We start from the raw sequence: 18,379 nt of genomic DNA on the forward strand, positions 1-18,379 counted from the left end.
GAAGGGGCTTTTCGTATATGGTATGCCGCGTGATGGCCGTATGGCCGTGGGTCAGCGGTAGTTGCGTTCGATGATGATGTCGGAGACGGTGAGGTTCGCCTCGTTGACGAGGTTGAACAGGATCACCGTGGCGAGTTCGGCCGGATCCATGAACGAATGCTGCTTGTCCAACGACACGTAGTCGTGGCTGTCACGGTAGAAGTCGGTGTCGATGCCGCCGGGGTAGACGCCCACGATCTTCACGCTGGACCCCTTGTAGGCGGCCTTCAGGCTCTGCGTGTAGCCCTTCTCGCCCCACTTGGTCGCGCAGTACACCGATTCGCCGGCGTTGCCGCGCGTCGCGGCGGTGCTCATCACGTTGGCGATCTTCAGGTCGCGCTCGCCGCAGGCCTTCAATGTGGCCACGCTCCACAGGATCATGCCCTTCAACCCCTTCAGGCACTTGTCCACGTCGGCGGCGACGTAGGCGGTCGGCTTCTTGAACGACGGTTGGCCGGCGTTGTTGATGAGCAGGTCGATATGCCCGATGCCTGCGATCCGGCCGATGGCGTCGTTCACGAACGCTTCGTCGGAAACATCACCGACGAACGCGTGGTAGCGTTCGGCTCCGAAACGTTCGACGAGTTCGGCCTGACGCTCGGCATCGAAGTCGATGCCCGCCACGATCCAGCCGCGTTCGATGAGCTGGCGTGCCAGCTCGTAGCCCAGGCCACGGGCGCTTCCCGTGACGATCGCGATGCTTGTTCCCTCTGCCGTCGTCATATCGGCTCCTTCGCTTTCTTGGCGGCATACGGCCGCTTCAAACGTTTGACGTACGGCTCCATCGTACTCCCGGCGGCCAACGGCGTGAACCATGCGGGCGGGGAGGAACGCCGGGCGGCCGCCAACGTCAGCCGACCGTCGGCCGGTACTGGTCCAGTTCGGTGAAGCACTTGCGGTATACGAGCGTCATGATGAGACCGTCGGCCAATAGGGTGAGCGCCGCGATGGAGGCGAGGACCATGAACTGGTATTTCGCCGCGTCGATCGGATCGCCGCCGGCGATGATCTGACCGGCCATCATGCCCGGCACGGTGACGATGCCCGCCGACGCCAACGACGCGGTGGTGGGCATCAGACCCAGACGGATCGACGAGACGATGCTCGGACGCGCCGCCTCCCACGCCGTCGCGCCCAAGGCCAGCAGCGTATCGACCTCGTCGCGCCGTTCGCGCATGCTTTCGAAGAACCTGCTCAAACCGACCGCCAGCGTGGAGACGGTGTTGCCCAACAGCATGCCGGTCAACGGCACCACCAGTTGCGGCGCGAACCAAGGGCGCGGGCGGATGACCAGTTCGACGACCACCGACATCATGAGGAGCATGGTGATCACCAGGCTCAACAGCACCGGCCCCACCAAACCCTTGGGCACGCCCTTGGCGCGCGACAGCGTGATCTGCACGGCAGCGACCAGCATGAACGCGATGAGCAGCATCACGAACCACGGGTTGCCCGAACGGATGACGAAGGACATGATGAAGCCCATCGCACACAATTGCAGCAGCGCACGGCACGCCGACCACAGCAGCGTGCCGCCGATGCCCATGCGCATCAGGGCGGAGATGCCGGCGGCGATGGCCACCATGACGAGCGCGACCAGCAGGCCGGTGATATCGATCGAATAATAGTTGCCGCTCATGCGAGTCCCTCCTGACGTTCCGCAAGTGTTTCGGTGAGCGTGCCGCCATCCAGGGTCGCGATCCGCGAGGCGCGCCCGTCCGGCGGCCGATGCCTGATGCGCACGATCGCCATGCCGTGCGATGCCGCCTCGGCCATGATGGAAGCCACCTTGTCCGCGTTGCCGTCATCCAAACCGGCATCCACCTCGTCGGCCAGCATCACCTTCGGTTCGGTGAGCAGCGTGCGTGCGAGACTCACACGCGCCGCCTGACCGCCGGACAGGTCGTGCGGCGCACGATCCAATTCGATGTCCTCGCAGCCGATGCCGTCGAGCATTTCCCTGATGCGCCCATCCGGCAGCAGCGCCTTAGCGCGCATGTCGGGGGATTGACGCGAACACGCCCGACGCAGCCACGGCAATACGCCGCCCTCCGCACCGGCACGGATGCGCAGCGTCCACGGCAGGCGGATCGCCTCGGCCACCGTGGCACCGGTAAGCACCGGCTTCTGCGGCAGGTACGCCACCAGACCGCGCCACTGCTGCGGCGTGAACTCGCCGGACGCGCGGCCGTCAAGCTCCAACGAACCGGACGCATACGGGTTCAACTGGGCGAACGCGGTCAGCAGACTGCTCTTGCCTGAGCCGGACGGGCCGACCAGATCGACGATCTCACCGGCTCCGATGGAGAACGACAATCCGGCGAAAATCGTTCTGGAGGAATCGGAATCAGGAACCTCGCAACGCATGTCCGAGGCGCGGAATACATATCGCATGGCATCCACCATACCCGTTAAGCGAACATACAGGATTCCATCAGGGAAGGCCGTTACCGTGAAAGCGCCCGAAAGGCCGGAAACGCAACGGACGGCCCGCAACACGGCGGCACGACGGAGGGAGGAACACATGGGAAAGCTGATGCTGGCATCGACGTTCGCGCCCGTCAGCCACATGCTGGGACGTTTGGAACCCGACCTCAAAGGCAGAACGGTCGCCTTCATCCCCACTGCAAGCATGAAGGACTCCACCGGCTTCTTCAACCGCATGGCCAAATGGAAGCTACGCGCCCTCGGCCTCAACGTGCAGGAGATCGACGTGGCCGTCGCCTCTTACCACGACATCAAAACCACCATCGCCTCCAGCAGCATGATCTACGTAACCGGCGGCAACACTTTCTATCTTCTCCAATCTCTGCGCTACTCATCGGCCGACGAACTCATCGCACAAGCCGTGCAGGAAGGCAAAACCTACATCGGCGAATCAGCCGGAGCCGTGGTGGCCGGGCCCAACATCGAATACATCAAACGCATGGACAGCGAAGACCCCGCCCCCTACCTCGACAGCAACTACGCGGGCCTGGGGCTCGTGGACTTCAGCATCGTGCCCCACATCGGCGGCCCCACCCTCGGCGAATCCGCCGCCGACATCATGCGCCACGACGACGGGACACGCACGCTGGTGCCCATACGCGACGACCAGGCGGTGCTCGTCAACGGGCCGCGCGTCGAAATCGTCGATCGTTGACGAGCCGAAGGCCGATCGCCCGTCCACACTTTCGGCAAACGCATGTCCGCCTACGCCGCCACGGCCGCATGATTGGGGAAGCGGGGTTATAGACTGTAGGACGTTTGATCAAGCCCCACTCGATGGAAGGTAACGCATGTCAGCTGAAGCAAACGTCGGCGTCGTCGGCCTGGCCGCAATGGGCGGCAGCCTCGCACGCAACCTCGCACACCATGGCAACAAGGTCGCCGTGTTCAACCGCACCTACGCCCGCACCGAAAAGCTCATGAACGAGCACGGCACCGAAGGCGAATTCTTCCCCGCCAAGACGCTCGAGGAGTTCGTCGACAGCCTCACCAAGCCCCGCACCGCCATCATCATGGTCAAGGCGGGCAAGCCCACCGACGCCATGATCGATGCGCTCGCCGACCTCATGGAGCCGGGCGACATCATCGTCGACGCGGGCAACGCCTACTTCCCGGACACCATCCGCCGCGAGAAGGAGATCAGCGCGCGCGGCCTGCACTTCGTGGGCTGCGGCGTGTCCGGCGGTGAGGAGGGCGCGTTGCTCGGACCCTCCATGATGCCCGGCGGCAGCGATGAATCCTGGAAGACCCTCAAGCCGATCTTCGAATCCATCGCGGCCAAGGCGGAAGGCGAACCGTGCGTGACCCACATCGGTCTCAACGGCGCCGGCCACTTCGTCAAGATGGTGCACAACGGCATCGAATACTCCGACATGCAGCTCATCGCCGAAAGCTACGACCTCATGCGCCGCGGCCTGGGCATGACCCCGTCCGAGATCGGCGACGTGTTCGAGGAGTGGAACAAGACCGAACTCGACTCCTACCTGATCGAAATCACCGCCGAAGTGCTGCACCAGGTCGATGCGAAGACCGGCAAGCCGCTGGTCGACGTGATCGTGGACCACGCGGGCATGAAGGGCACCGGCACCTGGACCGTGCAGACCGCGCTGTCCCTGGCCGTACCCGTCACCGGCATCGCCGAAGCCGTGTTCGCCCGCGGCCTGTCCTCCGAAGCGGATCTGCGCGAGGAAGCTGCCAAGCAGGGCTTCGCCGGTCCGGAAGGCGGCCTCGACCTGAACGACGAGGAGAAGAAGGCCTTCATCGAAGACATCCGCCAGGCGCTCTATGCCTCCAAGATCGTCGCCTACGCCCAAGGCTTCAACGAGATCACCACCGCCGCCGAGGAATACGGCTGGGACATCGACCTGGCCGCGGTGGCACGCATCTGGCGCGGTGGCTGCATCATCCGCGCGAAGTTCCTCAACCGCATCTCCGAGGCGTTCGAATCCGGCGAAGCCAACGTGTCGCTGCTGTTCGCCCCGTACTTCAAGAACGCCATCGAAACCGCCGAATCCTCCTGGCGCAACGTGGTGGCCACCGCCGCCCGCAACGGCCTGCCGACCCCGGCGTTCGCATCGTCCCTGTCCTACTTCGACGGCCTGCGTTCCCCGCGCCTGCCCGCCGCACTCATCCAGGGCCAGCGCGACTACTTCGGCGCCCACACCTACCAGCGTGTGGACCAGCCGGGCGCGTTCCACACCCTGTGGGCCGAACCGGGCCGCGAGGAGATCGAAGCCTGATTCCGGGCCCGAAACCAGCCTGATTCGATCATCGAACCGGTGAAAGCGAGGAGCCGCATGTCGCAAGACATGCGGCTCCCGCCGTCTGCACCCATACCATTCCGCAACCCTGCCGTCCCGAACCGCCAACATTCCGAACCGTCGCTCCATGCCGACCACCGGCATGGCATACGCCAAAACTCTGCCATTCCATGCGCAAACGTGATTTGCTCTTCGCCGCACCGGTATTAGAGTGCAACGATGGAGAACCATGAGAGACACGAGAAGGAACGAAGAGGGAAACGAATGGCGGGGCGACAGGAAATAGACATGCTGCACGGCGCATTGTGGGGCAAGATCCTGCGATACGCGCTGCCCGTGGCCGCCACGGGCATCCTCGAACAGCTGTTCAACGCGTCCGGCATCATGATCGTCGGCAACTTCTCGCACGGCAACGGCACCGCGGCCGTGGCGGCGGTCGGCTCCAACGCGCCCGTCACCGGGCTCATCCTCAACCTGTTCATCGGACTGGCGCTCGGCGCCAACGTGGTCATCGCCAACGCCATCGGACGCAACAGCGAGAGCGCGGTGCACAAGGCCGTGCACACATCCGTCATCGCAGCCGTCGCCGGGGGAGTGATGGTCGCCATCATCGGCGAACTCGCCGCGGCCCCACTGCTCGGCATGCTCAACGTCACCGACGAAGTGTTCCCCCTGGCGCTGACATACCTGCGCATCTACCTGCTCGGCATGCCCGTGATCCTGCTCTACAACTTCGAAGCCGCGATCTTCCGCAGCATCGGCGACACGCAGGCCCCACTCGCCGTACTCACCATCTCCGGCGTGCTCAACGTGACCTTCGGCCTGTTCCTCGTAATCGTATGCGGCATGAGCGTCGACGGCGTGGCACTCGCCACCGTGCTCGCCAACGTGGTCAGTTCCATGATCCTGCTGTACCGCCTCACGCACACGGACGCGGTGATCGGCGTGCGCCTGCGCGAACTGCGCGTCGATTGGATGACCCTGCGCCAGATCCTGCGCATCGGCCTGCCCGCCGGCATCCAGAGCGCGGTGTTCGCGGTGGCCAACATCATCATCCAGGCGGCCATCAACTCGCTGGGCACGGTGGTCATGGCCGCATCCAGCGCCGCGTTCAACATCGAGATCATCGCCTACTACATGTTCAACTCGTTCAGCCAGGCGTGCGCCACGTTCACCGGGCAGAACTACGGCGCTAGGCAGATCCGCCGCTGCCGGCGCGTGCTGGGATTGTGCGTCGTGGAGGCGTTCGTCTGCACGGCCGCCACGATCGCGCTCGTCCTGTTCTTCGGCCACGATCTGCTGGGCCTGTTCGACTCGAACCCGGAGGTGATCGCCACGGGCTTCATCCGACTGGTGCTGGTGTTCAGCGCCTACCCGTTCAGTATGCTGTACGAGGTCATGTCGGGGTATCTGCGCGGGTTCGGCATCTCCCTGGCGCCGGCGATCCTCACCATCATCGGCGTGTGCGGCGTGCGACTGACCTGGATCAGGTTCGGGTTCCCGCTGTACCGCACCTTCACGTCCATCATGATCATCTACCCGATCAGCCTGGCGGCCACCGCGGTGCTCATCGGCATTGCGACGCTCGTATACCGCCCGTCGAAGCGTTTCGCCCATCTGGAACGCGTGGAACGTGCGGAACGCGCCGTCGCCTGAACGCGGGCGGGCGGTTGGGCGGAAGAAACGAAACGGCCGCATGACGCGGAACCGGTGCGGGTTCCCATCATGCGGCCGGAAGCCGTTTCATGCGCGCCGTTGCCGCCGCGGATCGCCGCCGTTCATGCGTGCGGCGACGCGTCGGGTGAGCGTGCGGGGGACCAGACGTTCGGCCATGGCCCCGGCTTTGGTGAGATAGCCGTGGTAGGCGAGCGTGCGCCCGCGCATCATCATCCGGTAGGCGTACGCGGCGAGCTGGCGTGCGGTCGCCGGTTTGGTCAGGGTGAAGAAGTTCACGCCGTGCATGTTCGCGGCCTTGGCGAAACCGGTGGAGGTCGGCCCGGGGCATACGCAGGTCACGCTCACGCCCGTGCCGCGAAGCTCGTACGCCACGGCTTCCGACAGCGAGCGCACGAAGGCTTTGGATGCGAAGTACATGGCCATGTAGGGGCCGGCCATCATGGAGGCGACGGAGGAGATGTTCAGGATCCTGCCGTGGCCGAGTTCGCGCATGTCGCGCCCGTACCGGTAGGTGAGTTCCGCCAGGGCGGCCATGTTGAGCTGCATCATCTCATGCTGCCGCTGCCAGTCGGCATCCAGGAATCCGGTCCAGTCCGCGAACCCCGCGTTGTTGACGAGATGGTCCACGGCGAATCCGTGCGATACGGTGTAGTCGTGCAGGTTCCGTGGCGCGTCTGGTTCGCTCAGGTCGATCGCGACCGTTTCCACGCGCACGTGGTAGCGCTGTTCCAACGCGCGTTTCACTTCGTCGAGTTTGCCTTGCCTGCGTGCGGTGATGATGAGATCGTGCCCGTCCGCGGCGAACAGGGCGGCCAGTTCGCGCCCGATGCCGCTTGAAGCTCCCGTGATCAATGCGTATGCCATGTTGCCTCCTCGCTATTGATGCCTATGGTAGCCTGCCGGGTCGTGGGGCGAGGGCGGCGTCACAGGAGGCCGGAGCGTTCCAGCCATGCGTCGACGAGCCGGGCGGTTTTTGTCGTGTCGCGCTGCGCGTCGGTGCCGCGGATCGCCAGTCCGGGCTGGATGTCGGCGTCGGTGGCGTCGGCGATCGATGCGACGGAATCGCCCAGCCCGCTGCCTTCATGCGTGCAGAACGGGTGGATGGTCTTGCCTTCCCAATCGCGGCTTTCCAGGAACGAGTACACCGGCATGGGCGCGTCGCCCCACCAGATCGGGTAGCCGAGCAGCACCGTGTTGTCCGAGTCGAGCGCGTCGACGTCGCCTTCGAGCGTGATGGCCGGGCGCGCCTGACGGTTCGCCTCGTCCTGCGCCACGCGGGTGGCGGCCGTGTAATCGCTCGGGTACGGGGTGTCGCTCACGATGCGCACGATGCCGCAGCCGGTCCGTTCGGCGATAAGATCCGCCGTTTTCGCCGTGTTGCCCTCGTCGACGGTGCCGACATTGTAGTTCTCTCCCGCGTGGGAGAAGCAGACGATGATCATGATGCTTCCTTTCGTTGGATTGCCTTGTCTGTGGGACGATTCGTTGTGTGTGCGGTGTGCCGGGCGGCCGCGGCCTCGTACTGCCGTGCGTGCGGAGGCGGGTTCAGTGGGTTTTGCGGGCGAGGGCGGCGATGCGGGCCATGTCCTCGCGTACGCGTTTGGGCTGGCAGCAGTCGGGGAAGTTCGCCTCGTCGTGCACGCCGTCGACGCGGTCCGGCGTATCCGGTTCCAGCCGGGCGAACAGCGGGTCGAGCCGTTCCTGCGCCGGCCCGTGTTCGGCCACGAGCTCCAGGGTCTTATGGTCGGCCTCCTCGCAGCCGAGCGCACCCACCAGCACTTGGGCGATCTGCCTGCGCGACACCACGCCGTCGTCGGGGTTGGCGTTGCGGTGGGTGTCGCCCTGCAGGAAGACGAGCCGCTGCTGGTCCGGGTCGTTGTAGTCGAACCAGCCGGGGCGCACGATGGTGTACTCGTCGCCGCTGACGCGCACCAGCCGTTCCGAACGGCGCTTCCAATCATGCGCCTGCGAGGCGCGGTTGTAGTCGGTGTCCATGTAGGTCACGCCGATCGCGGTCATCAGCACGATGCGCACCCGGCGTCCGTCGAGCGCGAGCAGCGTGTTGCGCACCGCGCCGTAGTCGACTTTCTCCACCATGCATGGTCCGTCGTGCGCGCCCATGGTGAACACGACGCCGTCCATGCCGTCCAACGCCTCACGCAACGACGCGACGTCGGTCAGATCGCCTTGGAACACGTCGACGCGTGGGTCGAAGCGGGCGTGCGCGGCGCTGCGTACCAGCGCCCGCACCGCGTATCCGGCGCGTATGGCCTCATCCACGGCGAGCCTGCCGATGCTGCCGGTCGATCCGACGAACAGTACATGGGTCGGTCGTGTCATGGTGCCTCCTGGTCGTTGCCGTTGCCGTCGATGCCAACGTACAAGGCGCGCGACCGGATAACAAATACGAATCACCAATGAAAGGATATGCTTTCCGCGCATATACTTGAAGCGGCTGGCCGAAGCGCGGCGCAGCGGAAAGGAACCTCATGGAGATTCGCGTCTTGCGTAGTTTCATCGCCGTCGTGCAGGAGGAGGGCATCACGGCCGCAGCCGACGTGCTTCGCATCAGCCAGCCGGCGTTGTCCCGGCAGATCAAGGAACTCGAGGAGGAGATGGGCGCCACGCTGTTCGTGCGCGGCAATCGCGGCCGTGCCCTCGAACTGACGCATGAGGGGCAGCTGCTGTACCGTCGTGCCCGTGAGATCGTGGAGTTGGCGGATCGTACGAAATCGGAGATCGCGTCCGGCGAGCAGATCGAAGGCGACGTGCATATCGCCGCCGCGCAGAGCGCGGTCATGGACGTGCTCGCCAAGGCCGCCGTGCATGTGCGCGAACTGCACCCGGGCATCCGCATCCAATTGCATGACGATTTCGGGGAGAACATCGTGGAACGGTTGAACAATGGCCTCGCCGACTTCGGCGTGCTCGTCCAACCGGCGGATATGAGCCGCTACGATCATTTCGCCTTGCCGGGCGGCGATCCGATGGGGCTGATCATGCGCGAGGACGACCCGTTGGCGGCGCGCGCGTCGATCCGCCCGGAGGACATGCAGGGACTGCCGTTGTTCATGCCCCGGGGCGCGCTGTCGCGCCGCGACATCTCCGGATGGTTCGGCAAGGGGTTGCGCCCGTTCGACGTGGTGGGCAGCATGAATCTGAGCTATAACGCCAGCCGGTTCGTGCGCGCCGGTTACGGCTATGAGCTGAGCTTGGACGGCCTGGTCGACACGGCCGAGGGCAGCGGGTTGACGTTCCGCCTGTTGGAGCCGCCCGTGCACGCGTCGTTGAGCCTCGCATGGAAGAAGGATCAGCCGCTCGCCCCGGCGGCGCAGGCGTTCCTTGGCTGCGTGCGCGAGGTGGTGGACGGGATGAGGGAGTAGCCGTTCTCGAACGCGGGCGCGGCGGGGCGCCCATGTGGTGCGGGCCGAACGGCATGGGCCCGCACCACGGTGGATGGTGTCACAGTTTCGACGCGGCGCCTTCATCGATGAGCCACAGGAGTTCCTCGCCGTCGGCGTAGGAGCTCGGCGCATGCGGGTTGTTGCGCTGGGCGAAAGCCGCGGCGACGGCTTCGGCCTTGCGTTCCTCGGAGGTGAACACCCACGTGTGCTTCGACCGGGCGATCATCGGCACGGTCAGCGTCACGCGCAGCGGCGGCGGCTTGGGCGAATCGCGCACGCCGGCCACGAGCACGTCGGGATCGTCGATCTCCGCCTCGCCGTGATCGGGGAACAGGGACGCGAAATGCGCGTCCGGGCCCACGCCGAACATCGCGATGTCGAGCGCGGGCGCGGCGCCGAGCTGTTCGACGAGTTCGCGCTGGTATTCCGCGGCGGCCGCGGCCAGCACGGCGTCGGTCTGTTCGGGGGAGGAGGCGGCGATCTCATCGGGGTCGCGTCCGTCGGCCGGCATCTCGTGGATGTTCGCGGCGGGCATGGCGCCGGAAGCGATGAGCTTGCCGAACAGCGCCTCGCGGGCCTGCTTGGCGTTGCGGTCGTCATCGTCGGCGGCGACGAACCGTTCGTCGCCCCACCATACGTGCACGCGGGACCAGTCCACGGCTTCGGCCAGCGGGCTCGCACCCATGACCTCGAGCACGTGGATGCCGTCGGTTCCGCCGGTCACAGCGATGTCGACGCGCGTGCGGCCGGGTTCGGCGAGCATGTCGGTGATGGTCAGCAGCGTGCGTGCGGCCACTGCCTGGGCCAGCACCTGCGGGTTCGGATACACGATGGTCGTGCGTTCCGCCATGGTATCTCCTTGTCTGATTGTGTGGTTTCGGATTCGTATTCGTATTCGGCCTGTGCGGTTCAGCGCGCGGGCCTGACGAGATCGAGCCCCTGGGACACGACCTCGTTGTAGATCTCATCGGGGTAGAGGCGGCCGAGCTCCTCGCTGAGGCATTCCTCAAGCGTTCGCGCCGGCACGCTGATGGTCTGCGGGGACTGGCCGGGCACGCTGATCACGGCGAACCCGTCGTCCGTGGAGGGGCGTTCCAGGCTCAGCACGCCGTCGCCGCGCGTCAGATACACGCCGGTGACGGCCGTGACGTTCGGATCCTCCTCGATCATCACGGGCACGTTGAGCTTCAACCGCAGCCAGGCGGCCAGCAGCGTCAACGGCAGGTAATCCTTCTCGCCGGTCACGCGCACATTGCTCACCGGCAGGTACGGGGGCTGGTCGAGCATCGAGGCGATCATCGCACGCCATACGGTCAGACGCGTCCACGACATGTCCACGTCCTTCACGGAACGGTTGCGGCGCAGATCGTCCATCGTGCGCTGCGGGTTCGAGGAGCGCGTCGCGTCGGTGATGCGGCTGCTCGCCATGGAACCCAGCAGATCCTTCGACAGGTTCGCGGGCGCCTCGTTCGGCCACCACGCCACCACGGGCGTATCGGGCACGAGCAGCGGGATCACCAGGGTGTCGGCGTGGCGCACGAGCCCGCCGCGCGGGCGCAGCACGATGATTTCGCCCGCGCCGGCGTCCGAACCGAAACGGATCTCCGCGTCAAGGAAGGTGGAACGGGTCGCGCCATCCTCCGAGGGAACGGACCTGCGGCTGCTGGGGGCGATGGCGATCACGCGGCAGGGATGCTCGCGGCTCGCATTGTTGGCGACCTCCAGATCACGTTCGAGCGCCTCCTCATTGGTGGAGACCAGCAGGGTGAGCACACGGCCGAGCGCGGCCTCGCCACGCTCCTCATGCAATTCATCGATCTTCGCCGAGATCTCACGGGTCTCGGTGTCATGCAAGGTAATAATCACGGCATCCTCCAACGGTGTCCATCGCGGGCGAGCATCTCCACGGCCTCCTCCGGCCCCCACGTGCCGGAACGGTACGGCTGCGGCTGGCCGAGCGTCGACCAGAACTCCTCGATCGGATCGAGGATCTTCCACGAAAGGTTAACCTCCTCGGTGGTGGGGAACAGCGGCGGGTCGCCCAACAGCACGTCGAGGATCAGACGCTCGTACGCCTCCGGGGAGGATTCGGTGAACGAACGGCCGTAACCGAAGTCCATCGACACGTCACGGACCTCCATCGACGTACCACCCGGCACCTTCGCGCCGAAACGCATGGTCACACCCTCGTCGGGCTGCACGCGGATCACGATCGCGTTCTTGCCGAGCTCCTTCGTCGCGGTCGACTCGAACGGCAGATGCGGGGCGCGCTTGAACACCACGGCGATCTCCGTGACACGCTTGCCCAAACGCTTACCCGTACGCAGATAGAACGGCACGCCGGCCCAACGGCGCGTATCCACATCCAAACGGATCGCCGCATACGTCTCGGTCGTCGACTCCGGATCGATGCCCTTCTCATCCAAATAACCCACGACCTCATGCGAACCCTGCCAGCCCGCGGCATACTGGCCACGCGCCGTATGGGCCGCCAGATCCTTCGGCAGACGCACCGCGGACAACACCTTCGTCTTCTCCGCCGTCAAATCGGAAGCGGAGAAGGACACCGGCTCCTCCATCGCCGTCAACGCCATCAGCTGCAGCAGATGATTCTGAATGATGTCACGCGCCGCGCCAATACCGTCGTAATAACCGGCACGCCCCGCCACACCGATATCCTCGGCATGCGTGATCTGCACATGATCGACGTAATTGTTATTCCAGATCGGCTCATACATCGCATTGGCGAAACGAAGCGCCAGAATGTTCTGCACCGTCTCCTTGCCCAGATAATGATCGATACGGAACACGCTCGACGGGTCGAACACCTCGGAAACCACACGATCCAGCTCCTTGGCGCTCGCCAGATCATGCCCGAACGGCTTCTCGATGATCACACGACGCCAAGCACCCTTATCGGACCTCGCCAAACCGCAATCCGCCAACTGGCGCGACACCTGCGGGAACGCACGCGGCGGCACCGACATATAGAACGCATGATTGCCGCGCGTACCACGGTCACGGTCAAGCTCGGCCACGGTATCGGACAAACGTTCGAACGCCTTCGGATCATCGAACGTGCCCTGCACGAAACGAATACCCGAGGCAAGCTGCTTCCACGTCGACTCCTTGAACGGCGTACGGCAATGCGCCTGCACGTTCTCCCGAACGAAATCCTTGAAATGCTCCTCGGTCCAATCACGACGGGCGAACCCCGTCAAACCGAAGCTCGGCGGCAACAAGCCACGATTAGCCAAATCATAAATAGCGGGAAGCAGCTTCTTGCGGGACAAATCGCCCGTCACGCCGAAAATCACGATACTGCACGGCCCGGCGATACGAGGCAGACGCAGATCACGAGGATCACGCAACGGATTCGTCCACACGCCGGCCGCGTTGGATGCGGTTGAAACGGTTTCAGTCATGCGTTTCATACTAACCCCAACGCCGCACGTCACACCCGGAACATCCATTCCCACGAACAACCAAACCCAACCAACCCACGCCAGACGTTCGCCCACCGCGAACAACCCACGAATTGACTTCAACCCGACTCGAACTTCTACAGTAGAACCCAAAGCCGCCACACAGGCGACACAGCCGAAACACACAGCGAAACAGGAGAACACACCACATGACCAACTACCTCGACCACATCGACGGACCGGCCGACCTCAAACGACTCAGCCGCGAACAACTGCCGGCGCTCGCCGACGAAATCAGACACGCCCTCATCACCAAGGTCAGCGCCACCGGCGGGCACATGGGCCCGAACCTGGGCGTCGTCGAAGCGACCATCGCCATGCACTACGTATTCGACTCGCCGCGCGACAAGTTCATCTGGGACGTATTCCACCAGTCCTACACGCACAAGATCCTCACCGGCCGCAAACAGGCGTTCCTCGACCCCGCCCACTACCACGACGTCTCCGGCTACACGCACCCGGGGGAGAGCGAACACGACCACTTCGTGATCGGCCACACCGGCACCTCCATCTCCCTGGCGGTAGGCATGGCCAAAGGCCGCGACCTCAACGGCCGCAAGGAAAACGTCATCGCCTTCATCGGCGACGGCTCGCTCAGCGAAGGCGAAGCGCTCGAAGGCCTCGACAACGCCGGCGCCATGACCACCAACCTCATCATCATCGTCAACGACAACGAAATGTCCATCGCACCCAACCACGGCGGCATCTACGGCACGCTCGCCGAACTGCGCGCCACCAACGGCACGGCGGAACACAACCTGTTCCGCGACTTCGGCCTCGACTACCGGTACGTGGAGAACGGCAACGACGTCAACACGCTGATCGACGCGCTCGCCGAGGTCAAGGACATCGACCATCCGGTCGTCGTGCACATCCACACCGACAAGGGCCGTGGCCTGGAGCGCGTGAACGTCACGCGCGAGGCGAAGGAATTCGGGCATTGGATGCTGCCGCAGGCCGTGCAGGACGCCATGGCCGAGGCGGGGCCGGCGGAGGATTACGCGAGCGTGTCATGCGCCTACCTGCTGGACAAGATGAAGCGGGACAAGCGCGTGGTGGTGCTGTCCGCGGGCACGCCGGGCAACGGCGGGTTCGGTCCGAAGGAGCGCGAGCAGGCGGGCGAGCAGTTCGTGGACGTCGGCATCGCCGAACAGCATGCGGTGGCGGCGATCTCCGGCATCGCCAAGGCGGGCGGCAAGCCCGTGTACGAGGTGGCGTCCACGTTCCTGCAGCGCGCCTACGATCAGCTGCAGCAGGATCTGGCGTTGCAGGGCACCGCGGCGACCATCATCGTCGCGGGCTTCGGCGACGCCATCGGGCCGGGCGACAACACTCATTCCAACATCTTCGACATCGCCATGACGAACACCATCCCGGGGTTGACCGGTCTCGCGCCGGCCACCGTGGAGGAGTATCTGGCCATGCTCGACTGGTCCATCGACCATGCGAACCGCCCGGTCGTCATCGCCGAACCCGGCACGCTGACCCATGAGGCCGATTTGACGGTCGCTCCGCAGGAGGGTGTCGCGACGCCGTTCACCGAATCCGATCTGAAGTACCGCACGATCGTGAAGGGCTCCAAGGTCGCGATCCTCGCGCTCGGCAACTTCCTGCCGCTGGGTCTCAAGGTGCGCGGTGAGCTGGCGCAGTCCGGCATCGACGCCACCGTGATCGACCCGCGCGTCTACTCCGATCTCGACGTCGAAGCGCTCGAAGCGCTGAAGGACGATCACGACGTGGTCGTGACCATGGAGGACGGCGCACTGGTCGGCGGCTTCGGCCAGCGCATCGCCGGCTACTACGGCCCGACCGGCATGAGGGTGCTCAACTACGGCGCGGCCAAGGAGATCACCGATCTCGAACCGACCGCATCGCTGTACCAGCGCTATCGCCTCAACCCCGAACTGGTCGCCGAGGACGTGCTCAAGGCGCTGTGACGCGTTCCGGCCTGCCCGGTCGGCGGGTTTGGCCGAACATATGACGATGGCCTTCACGCAGGTGGAAACACCACCTGCGTGAAGGCCATCGTCGTAGATGAGATTTCGGCATTCGGCCAGTTGCCTTCGCACGTCCCGCCGAACGGAGCGTGCGGACGGGCGAAGCGGGCGAACGACCGATAGCCGAATGCGCGGCTCAGCGGTACCGGCGCAATCCGTCGAGGAATCGCGTGATCCCCTCGACCATGCGCGAGCGCGGGCAGGCCACGTTGATGCGCACGAAGCGCCGCCCGTCCCCGCCGTATTCGGAACCCTCGGAGAACATCACCTTGCATTCGCGCTTGAGGTAGTCGCACAGCACGTCGGTGTCGTCGGTGATCGCCGAACAGTCGACCCACAGCAGGTAGGTGGCGTGGCCTTTGGTCATGATGATGCGGCGGTCGGTGGGTGCGGATGCGTTGTACTCGTCGATCATGGCGCGGGCGGCGGCCTTGTTGCCGGCGATGTAGGCGCGCAGCTCGTCCAGCCAGGGGCCGCCCTCGTTGAACGCGGCGATCGTGGCGTCCATGGCGAAGGCGTTCGGTTCGGCCACCTCGTCCGTGTTGAGCGCCCGCCATACCTTGTGGCGCAGCACGGGGTTCGGGATCATCACGGCGGCGGTCTGCAGGCCGGCGATGTTGAACGCCTTGGTGGGTGCGATGCAGGTCACCGAGTTCATCGCGCATTCCTCGTTCACGGAGGCGAACGGTATGTAGCCGTACCCGGGGTCGGTCAGGTCGCAGTGGATCTCGTCGCTGATCACCGTCACGTGATGGGTGTGGCATAGTTCGCCGATCCGCGCGAGGGTGTCGCGCTCCCAGATCCTGCCGACGGGGTTGTGCGGGTTGCATAGGATCATCAGCGTGGTCTGCGGGTCGGCGAGCTTGGTTTCCAGGTCCGCCCAGTCGATGGCGTAGGCGCCCGCGCCGTCGTAGCGGAGGGGCGATTCGAGCACGCGGCACCCGTTGTTGATGATCGAGTTGAAGAAGATGTTGTAGACGGGCGTCTGGATGAGCACGTTCTCGTTGGGGGTGGTGAGCTTGCGGACCATGCTGGAGATGGCGGGCACCACGCCGGTGCAGAACGCCAGCGAATCCGGGTCGATGGCGAGGCCGTGCCTGGTGCCCCACCAGTCGGCGTACGCCCGGTTCCATTCCGGGGGCACCACCGAGTAGCCGAATACGCCGTGGTCGAGGCGGCGTTGCATCGCGGCGCGGATCACGGGCGCGGTGGGGAAGTCCATGTCGGCCACCCACATGGGCAGCGCGTCGCCGGCCTCCTCCCATTTGAGCGAATGGGTGCCGGAACGGTCGATCGGGGTATCGAAATCGTAGGTCATGCCTAACAACTTAGAAACCTCGCGTGCGTGAAGTCAAATGGGGCGGGAGTGCGGTGCGGACGGCACCAATGCCATGCTTTCGGGTTATGAAGACATATACGTCATGGTCATTGGACATGGATTCCATGGCGCCGTACGATGCAACGGAACGAAAGGAAACCCATGACCAAGCCTTATATCGTATGCCACATGATGATGTCCATCGACGGCCGCATCGACTGCGGCATGACCGTCAAACTCGCGGGCAATCCCGAATACTACGCCACGCTGGCGGCGTTGGACGTGCCGACGACGCTCAGCGGCAGGCGCACCGCGCAGCTGGAGATGGCGCAGCGCGGCGAATTCCACGCGAACGACGGCGAGCCGGTCGGCAGGGAATGCCATTCCCGCAAGACCGTCGCCGACGGCTACAACGTCGTCGTCGACACCAGGGGCACGCTGCTGTGGCCGGACAACGACGGCACGCTCGTCGTGATCGTCAGCGAACAGGCGTCCAAGGAGTATCTGGAATATCTCGATGAGCGCAACATCTCCTGGATCGCCTGCGGCGCGGAGCGCATCGACCTGGCCCGCGCCTGCGAGATCCTCGTCGAGGAGTTCGGCGTCAAACGCATGGGCATCGTCGGCGGCGGCACCATCAACGCGGGCTTCCTGGACGCCGGCCTGCTCGACGAGGTCAGCATCCTGATCGGCCCGGGCATCGACGGCCGCAAGGGCATGGCCGCCACGTTCGACGGCCTTCCGGAGAGCCGCGAACCGTTCGCGCTCAAGCTCGAATCGGTCACGCCGTACGACGATGGCGCGGTCTGGCTGCGCTACACCGTGAAGTGACGGCGTACCGGTTCCCCGTGCGGGAGCCGATGGAGCCGATATGGATGAGGCCGGATCCGCGTCGGGCGGGTCCGGCCTCGTCGTATCGCCGTCGCATCCGCGTATCCGTGCATCCGCATCCGCGTGTCTGCGTTCCGGTTTGCGGCGGCTTGGATGGTGCTACTCGAGCTGCTCGCCCGGGTCGAGCGTCTTGATGACCTTGGCGGGGAGCCGACGGCCACCGCGTAGTCGGGGATGTCCCTGGTGACCACCGCGCCAGCGCCGATCACGGCGTATTCGCCGATGGTCACGCCCGGGCAGATCGTGACGTTCATGCCGATCCACGCGTTGCGCTTGATGGTCACCTTGCCGTAGGTGTAGATGGAGTGGCGGGCGTTGAAATCATGGTTGATGGTGGCGATGCGTACGCCGGGCGCCACCTGTACGCCGTCGCCGAACTCGATGCCGCCTGACGCGGAGAGGATGGCCGAATGGTTGATGAACACGTTGTGGCCGAAGGTGACGCGGTTGCCGAAATCGCAGGTGAACGGCGTGAGGATGCGCACATCGTCCAGCGTGCGGCCGAACAGCTCCTCGAGATGGCCGACGTACGAGGGGTCGTCGGGCATGGCGGCGTTCGCCTTGGCGCACAGCGTGCGTGCGCGCATCATCTCCTGCATGGCCTCCATGAAATACGGTTCGCGGTTGTCGGTCGGGCCGCCCTGGTCCATCAGATCGAACACATAGCCTTCGGGATACTCCATATTGGTCCTTTCCTTGGTTTGCTTGCGGAACCATGATGGCCGAACGCAACAAAAATAGCTAAGGTGAATGCGGTATTACTTACCATGCACGCAATGAATGCAATTCGCCGTATATGCGTCGGTCGGACGCGAAAAAG

At 64.8% G+C, this 18,379-nt stretch carries 17 protein-coding genes; 6 read left to right on the forward strand and 11 right to left on the reverse strand.

The window, feature by feature from the left end:
- Window positions 1-51: 51 nt before the first annotated feature.
- From KIH75_RS05230 to KIH75_RS05240, 3 genes are all read right to left on the reverse strand, one after another.
- Window positions 52-762, reverse strand: a complete 711-nt coding sequence (locus tag KIH75_RS05230; protein WP_219055723.1) for an SDR family oxidoreductase — start codon at window positions 760-762, stop codon at window positions 52-54.
- A 127-nt stretch (window positions 763-889) separates the two neighbouring features.
- Window positions 890-1,678: an ABC transporter permease gene (locus KIH75_RS05235; protein WP_219055724.1), complete on the reverse strand. Its 789-nt coding sequence runs from the start codon at window positions 1,676-1,678 to the stop codon at window positions 890-892.
- Window positions 1,675-2,433 carry an ABC transporter ATP-binding protein gene (locus tag KIH75_RS05240; protein ID WP_219055725.1) on the reverse strand — a complete coding sequence of 253 codons (759 nt, stop codon included), beginning with the start codon at window positions 2,431-2,433 and terminating at the stop codon, window positions 1,675-1,677. Before KIH75_RS05240 ends, KIH75_RS05235 begins: the two co-directional genes overlap by 4 nt.
- A gap of 130 nt (window positions 2,434-2,563) precedes the next feature.
- On the opposite strand from KIH75_RS05240, the gene KIH75_RS05245 reads away from it, so the two are divergent.
- The 3 genes from KIH75_RS05245 to KIH75_RS05255 all read left to right on the forward strand — a co-directional run bounded on the left by KIH75_RS05245 (window position 2,564) and on the right by KIH75_RS05255 (window position 6,443).
- On the forward strand, window positions 2,564-3,181 hold the full coding sequence (locus tag KIH75_RS05245; protein WP_219055726.1) for a Type 1 glutamine amidotransferase-like domain-containing protein: 618 nt from the start codon (window positions 2,564-2,566) through the stop codon (window positions 3,179-3,181).
- 136 nt (window positions 3,182-3,317) lie between these two features.
- Window positions 3,318-4,766, forward strand: coding sequence for an NADP-dependent phosphogluconate dehydrogenase (gndA, locus tag KIH75_RS05250; protein ID WP_219055727.1), 1,449 nt, complete (start codon window positions 3,318-3,320; stop codon window positions 4,764-4,766).
- Between the two features lie 285 nt (window positions 4,767-5,051).
- On the forward strand, window positions 5,052-6,443 hold the full coding sequence (locus KIH75_RS05255; protein ID WP_219055728.1) for an MATE family efflux transporter: 1,392 nt from the start codon (window positions 5,052-5,054) through the stop codon (window positions 6,441-6,443).
- A gap of 87 nt (window positions 6,444-6,530) precedes the next feature.
- On the opposite strand, the gene KIH75_RS05260 is transcribed toward KIH75_RS05255, so the two are convergent.
- The 3 genes from KIH75_RS05260 to KIH75_RS05270 all read right to left on the reverse strand — a co-directional run bounded on the left by KIH75_RS05260 (window position 6,531) and on the right by KIH75_RS05270 (window position 8,804).
- Window positions 6,531-7,328 carry an SDR family NAD(P)-dependent oxidoreductase gene (locus KIH75_RS05260; RefSeq protein ID WP_219055729.1) on the reverse strand — a complete coding sequence of 266 codons (798 nt, stop codon included), beginning with the start codon at window positions 7,326-7,328 and terminating at the stop codon, window positions 6,531-6,533.
- A 59-nt stretch (window positions 7,329-7,387) separates the two neighbouring features.
- Complete coding sequence (locus KIH75_RS05265) at window positions 7,388-7,906, reverse strand: flavodoxin (protein ID WP_219055730.1); 519 nt, start codon at window positions 7,904-7,906, stop codon at window positions 7,388-7,390.
- Window positions 7,907-8,009: 103 nt separating this feature from the next.
- The gene (locus KIH75_RS05270) at window positions 8,010-8,804 is read right to left on the reverse strand and encodes an SDR family oxidoreductase (RefSeq protein ID WP_219055731.1); all 795 of its coding nucleotides are present in this window, start codon (window positions 8,802-8,804) and stop codon (window positions 8,010-8,012) included.
- Between the two features lie 149 nt (window positions 8,805-8,953).
- Between KIH75_RS05270 and KIH75_RS05275 the strand changes: the two genes are divergently transcribed.
- Window positions 8,954-9,847 carry a LysR family transcriptional regulator gene (locus tag KIH75_RS05275; RefSeq protein ID WP_219055732.1) on the forward strand — a complete coding sequence of 298 codons (894 nt, stop codon included), beginning with the start codon at window positions 8,954-8,956 and terminating at the stop codon, window positions 9,845-9,847.
- Between the two features lie 79 nt (window positions 9,848-9,926).
- Here the strand turns inward: KIH75_RS05275 and pgl are convergent, their stop codons facing one another.
- Genes pgl through zwf form a run of 3 tightly spaced genes read right to left on the reverse strand, consistent with a single transcriptional unit; the run spans window position 9,927 to window position 13,302 of the window.
- Entirely contained in the window at window positions 9,927-10,718 is a 792-nt protein-coding gene (pgl, locus tag KIH75_RS05280) for a 6-phosphogluconolactonase (RefSeq protein WP_219055733.1), read from the reverse strand.
- A gap of 59 nt (window positions 10,719-10,777) precedes the next feature.
- Window positions 10,778-11,734, reverse strand: coding sequence for a glucose-6-phosphate dehydrogenase assembly protein OpcA (locus tag KIH75_RS05285; RefSeq protein ID WP_219055734.1), 957 nt, complete (start codon window positions 11,732-11,734; stop codon window positions 10,778-10,780).
- A complete protein-coding gene (gene zwf / locus KIH75_RS05290) occupies window positions 11,731-13,302 on the reverse strand; it encodes a glucose-6-phosphate dehydrogenase (RefSeq protein ID WP_420829179.1) in 1,572 nt (523 codons plus the stop codon). Before zwf ends, KIH75_RS05285 begins: the two co-directional genes overlap by 4 nt.
- A gap of 200 nt (window positions 13,303-13,502) precedes the next feature.
- Between zwf and KIH75_RS05295 the strand changes: the two genes are divergently transcribed.
- A complete protein-coding gene (locus KIH75_RS05295) occupies window positions 13,503-15,290 on the forward strand; it encodes a 1-deoxy-D-xylulose-5-phosphate synthase (RefSeq protein ID WP_219055736.1) in 1,788 nt (595 codons plus the stop codon).
- A 196-nt stretch (window positions 15,291-15,486) separates the two neighbouring features.
- Here the strand turns inward: KIH75_RS05295 and KIH75_RS05300 are convergent, their stop codons facing one another.
- Window positions 15,487-16,668, reverse strand: coding sequence for a MalY/PatB family protein (locus tag KIH75_RS05300; RefSeq protein WP_219055737.1), 1,182 nt, complete (start codon window positions 16,666-16,668; stop codon window positions 15,487-15,489).
- 162 nt (window positions 16,669-16,830) lie between these two features.
- Here KIH75_RS05300 and KIH75_RS05305 point away from each other — a divergent pair, with 162 nt between their 5' ends.
- Window positions 16,831-17,499, forward strand: coding sequence for a dihydrofolate reductase family protein (locus KIH75_RS05305; RefSeq protein WP_219055738.1), 669 nt, complete (start codon window positions 16,831-16,833; stop codon window positions 17,497-17,499).
- Here the strand turns inward: KIH75_RS05305 and KIH75_RS10230 are convergent.
- Entirely contained in the window at window positions 17,484-18,242 is a 759-nt protein-coding gene (locus KIH75_RS10230) for a DapH/DapD/GlmU-related protein (RefSeq protein ID WP_274608101.1), read from the reverse strand. The genes KIH75_RS05305 and KIH75_RS10230 overlap by 16 nt on opposite strands.
- Between the last annotated feature and the right edge of the window lie 137 nt (window positions 18,243-18,379).

The organism is Bifidobacterium pongonis (assembly GCF_019331805.1).
GTDB classification, from domain to species: Bacteria; Actinomycetota; Actinomycetes; order Actinomycetales; family Bifidobacteriaceae; genus Bifidobacterium; species Bifidobacterium pongonis.

What these genes read in the sequence shown, in the direction of transcription:
- KIH75_RS05230 (WP_219055723.1), bottom strand. Translation starts at nt 762, where the DNA reads ATGACGACGGCAGAGGGAACAAGCATCGCGATCGTCACGGGAAGCGCC.
- KIH75_RS05235 (WP_219055724.1), bottom strand. Translation starts at nt 1,678, where the DNA reads ATGAGCGGCAACTATTATTCGATCGATATCACCGGCCTGCTGGTCGCG.
- KIH75_RS05240 (WP_219055725.1), bottom strand. Translation starts at nt 2,433, where the DNA reads ATGCGATATGTATTCCGCGCCTCGGACATGCGTTGCGAGGTTCCTGAT.
- KIH75_RS05245 (WP_219055726.1), top strand. Translation starts at nt 2,564, where the DNA reads ATGGGAAAGCTGATGCTGGCATCGACGTTCGCGCCCGTCAGCCACATG.
- gndA (WP_219055727.1), top strand. Translation starts at nt 3,318, where the DNA reads ATGTCAGCTGAAGCAAACGTCGGCGTCGTCGGCCTGGCCGCAATGGGC.
- KIH75_RS05255 (WP_219055728.1), top strand. Translation starts at nt 5,052, where the DNA reads ATGGCGGGGCGACAGGAAATAGACATGCTGCACGGCGCATTGTGGGGC.
- KIH75_RS05260 (WP_219055729.1), bottom strand. Translation starts at nt 7,328, where the DNA reads ATGGCATACGCATTGATCACGGGAGCTTCAAGCGGCATCGGGCGCGAA.
- KIH75_RS05265 (WP_219055730.1), bottom strand. Translation starts at nt 7,906, where the DNA reads ATGATCATCGTCTGCTTCTCCCACGCGGGAGAGAACTACAATGTCGGC.
- KIH75_RS05270 (WP_219055731.1), bottom strand. Translation starts at nt 8,804, where the DNA reads ATGACACGACCGACCCATGTACTGTTCGTCGGATCGACCGGCAGCATC.
- KIH75_RS05275 (WP_219055732.1), top strand. Translation starts at nt 8,954, where the DNA reads ATGGAGATTCGCGTCTTGCGTAGTTTCATCGCCGTCGTGCAGGAGGAG.
- pgl (WP_219055733.1), bottom strand. Translation starts at nt 10,718, where the DNA reads ATGGCGGAACGCACGACCATCGTGTATCCGAACCCGCAGGTGCTGGCC.
- zwf (WP_420829179.1), bottom strand. Translation starts at nt 13,302, where the DNA reads ATGAAACGCATGACTGAAACCGTTTCAACCGCATCCAACGCGGCCGGC.
- KIH75_RS05295 (WP_219055736.1), top strand. Translation starts at nt 13,503, where the DNA reads ATGACCAACTACCTCGACCACATCGACGGACCGGCCGACCTCAAACGA.
- KIH75_RS05300 (WP_219055737.1), bottom strand. Translation starts at nt 16,668, where the DNA reads ATGACCTACGATTTCGATACCCCGATCGACCGTTCCGGCACCCATTCG.
- KIH75_RS05305 (WP_219055738.1), top strand. Translation starts at nt 16,831, where the DNA reads ATGACCAAGCCTTATATCGTATGCCACATGATGATGTCCATCGACGGC.
- KIH75_RS10230 (WP_274608101.1), bottom strand. Translation starts at nt 18,242, where the DNA reads ATGGAGTATCCCGAAGGCTATGTGTTCGATCTGATGGACCAGGGCGGC.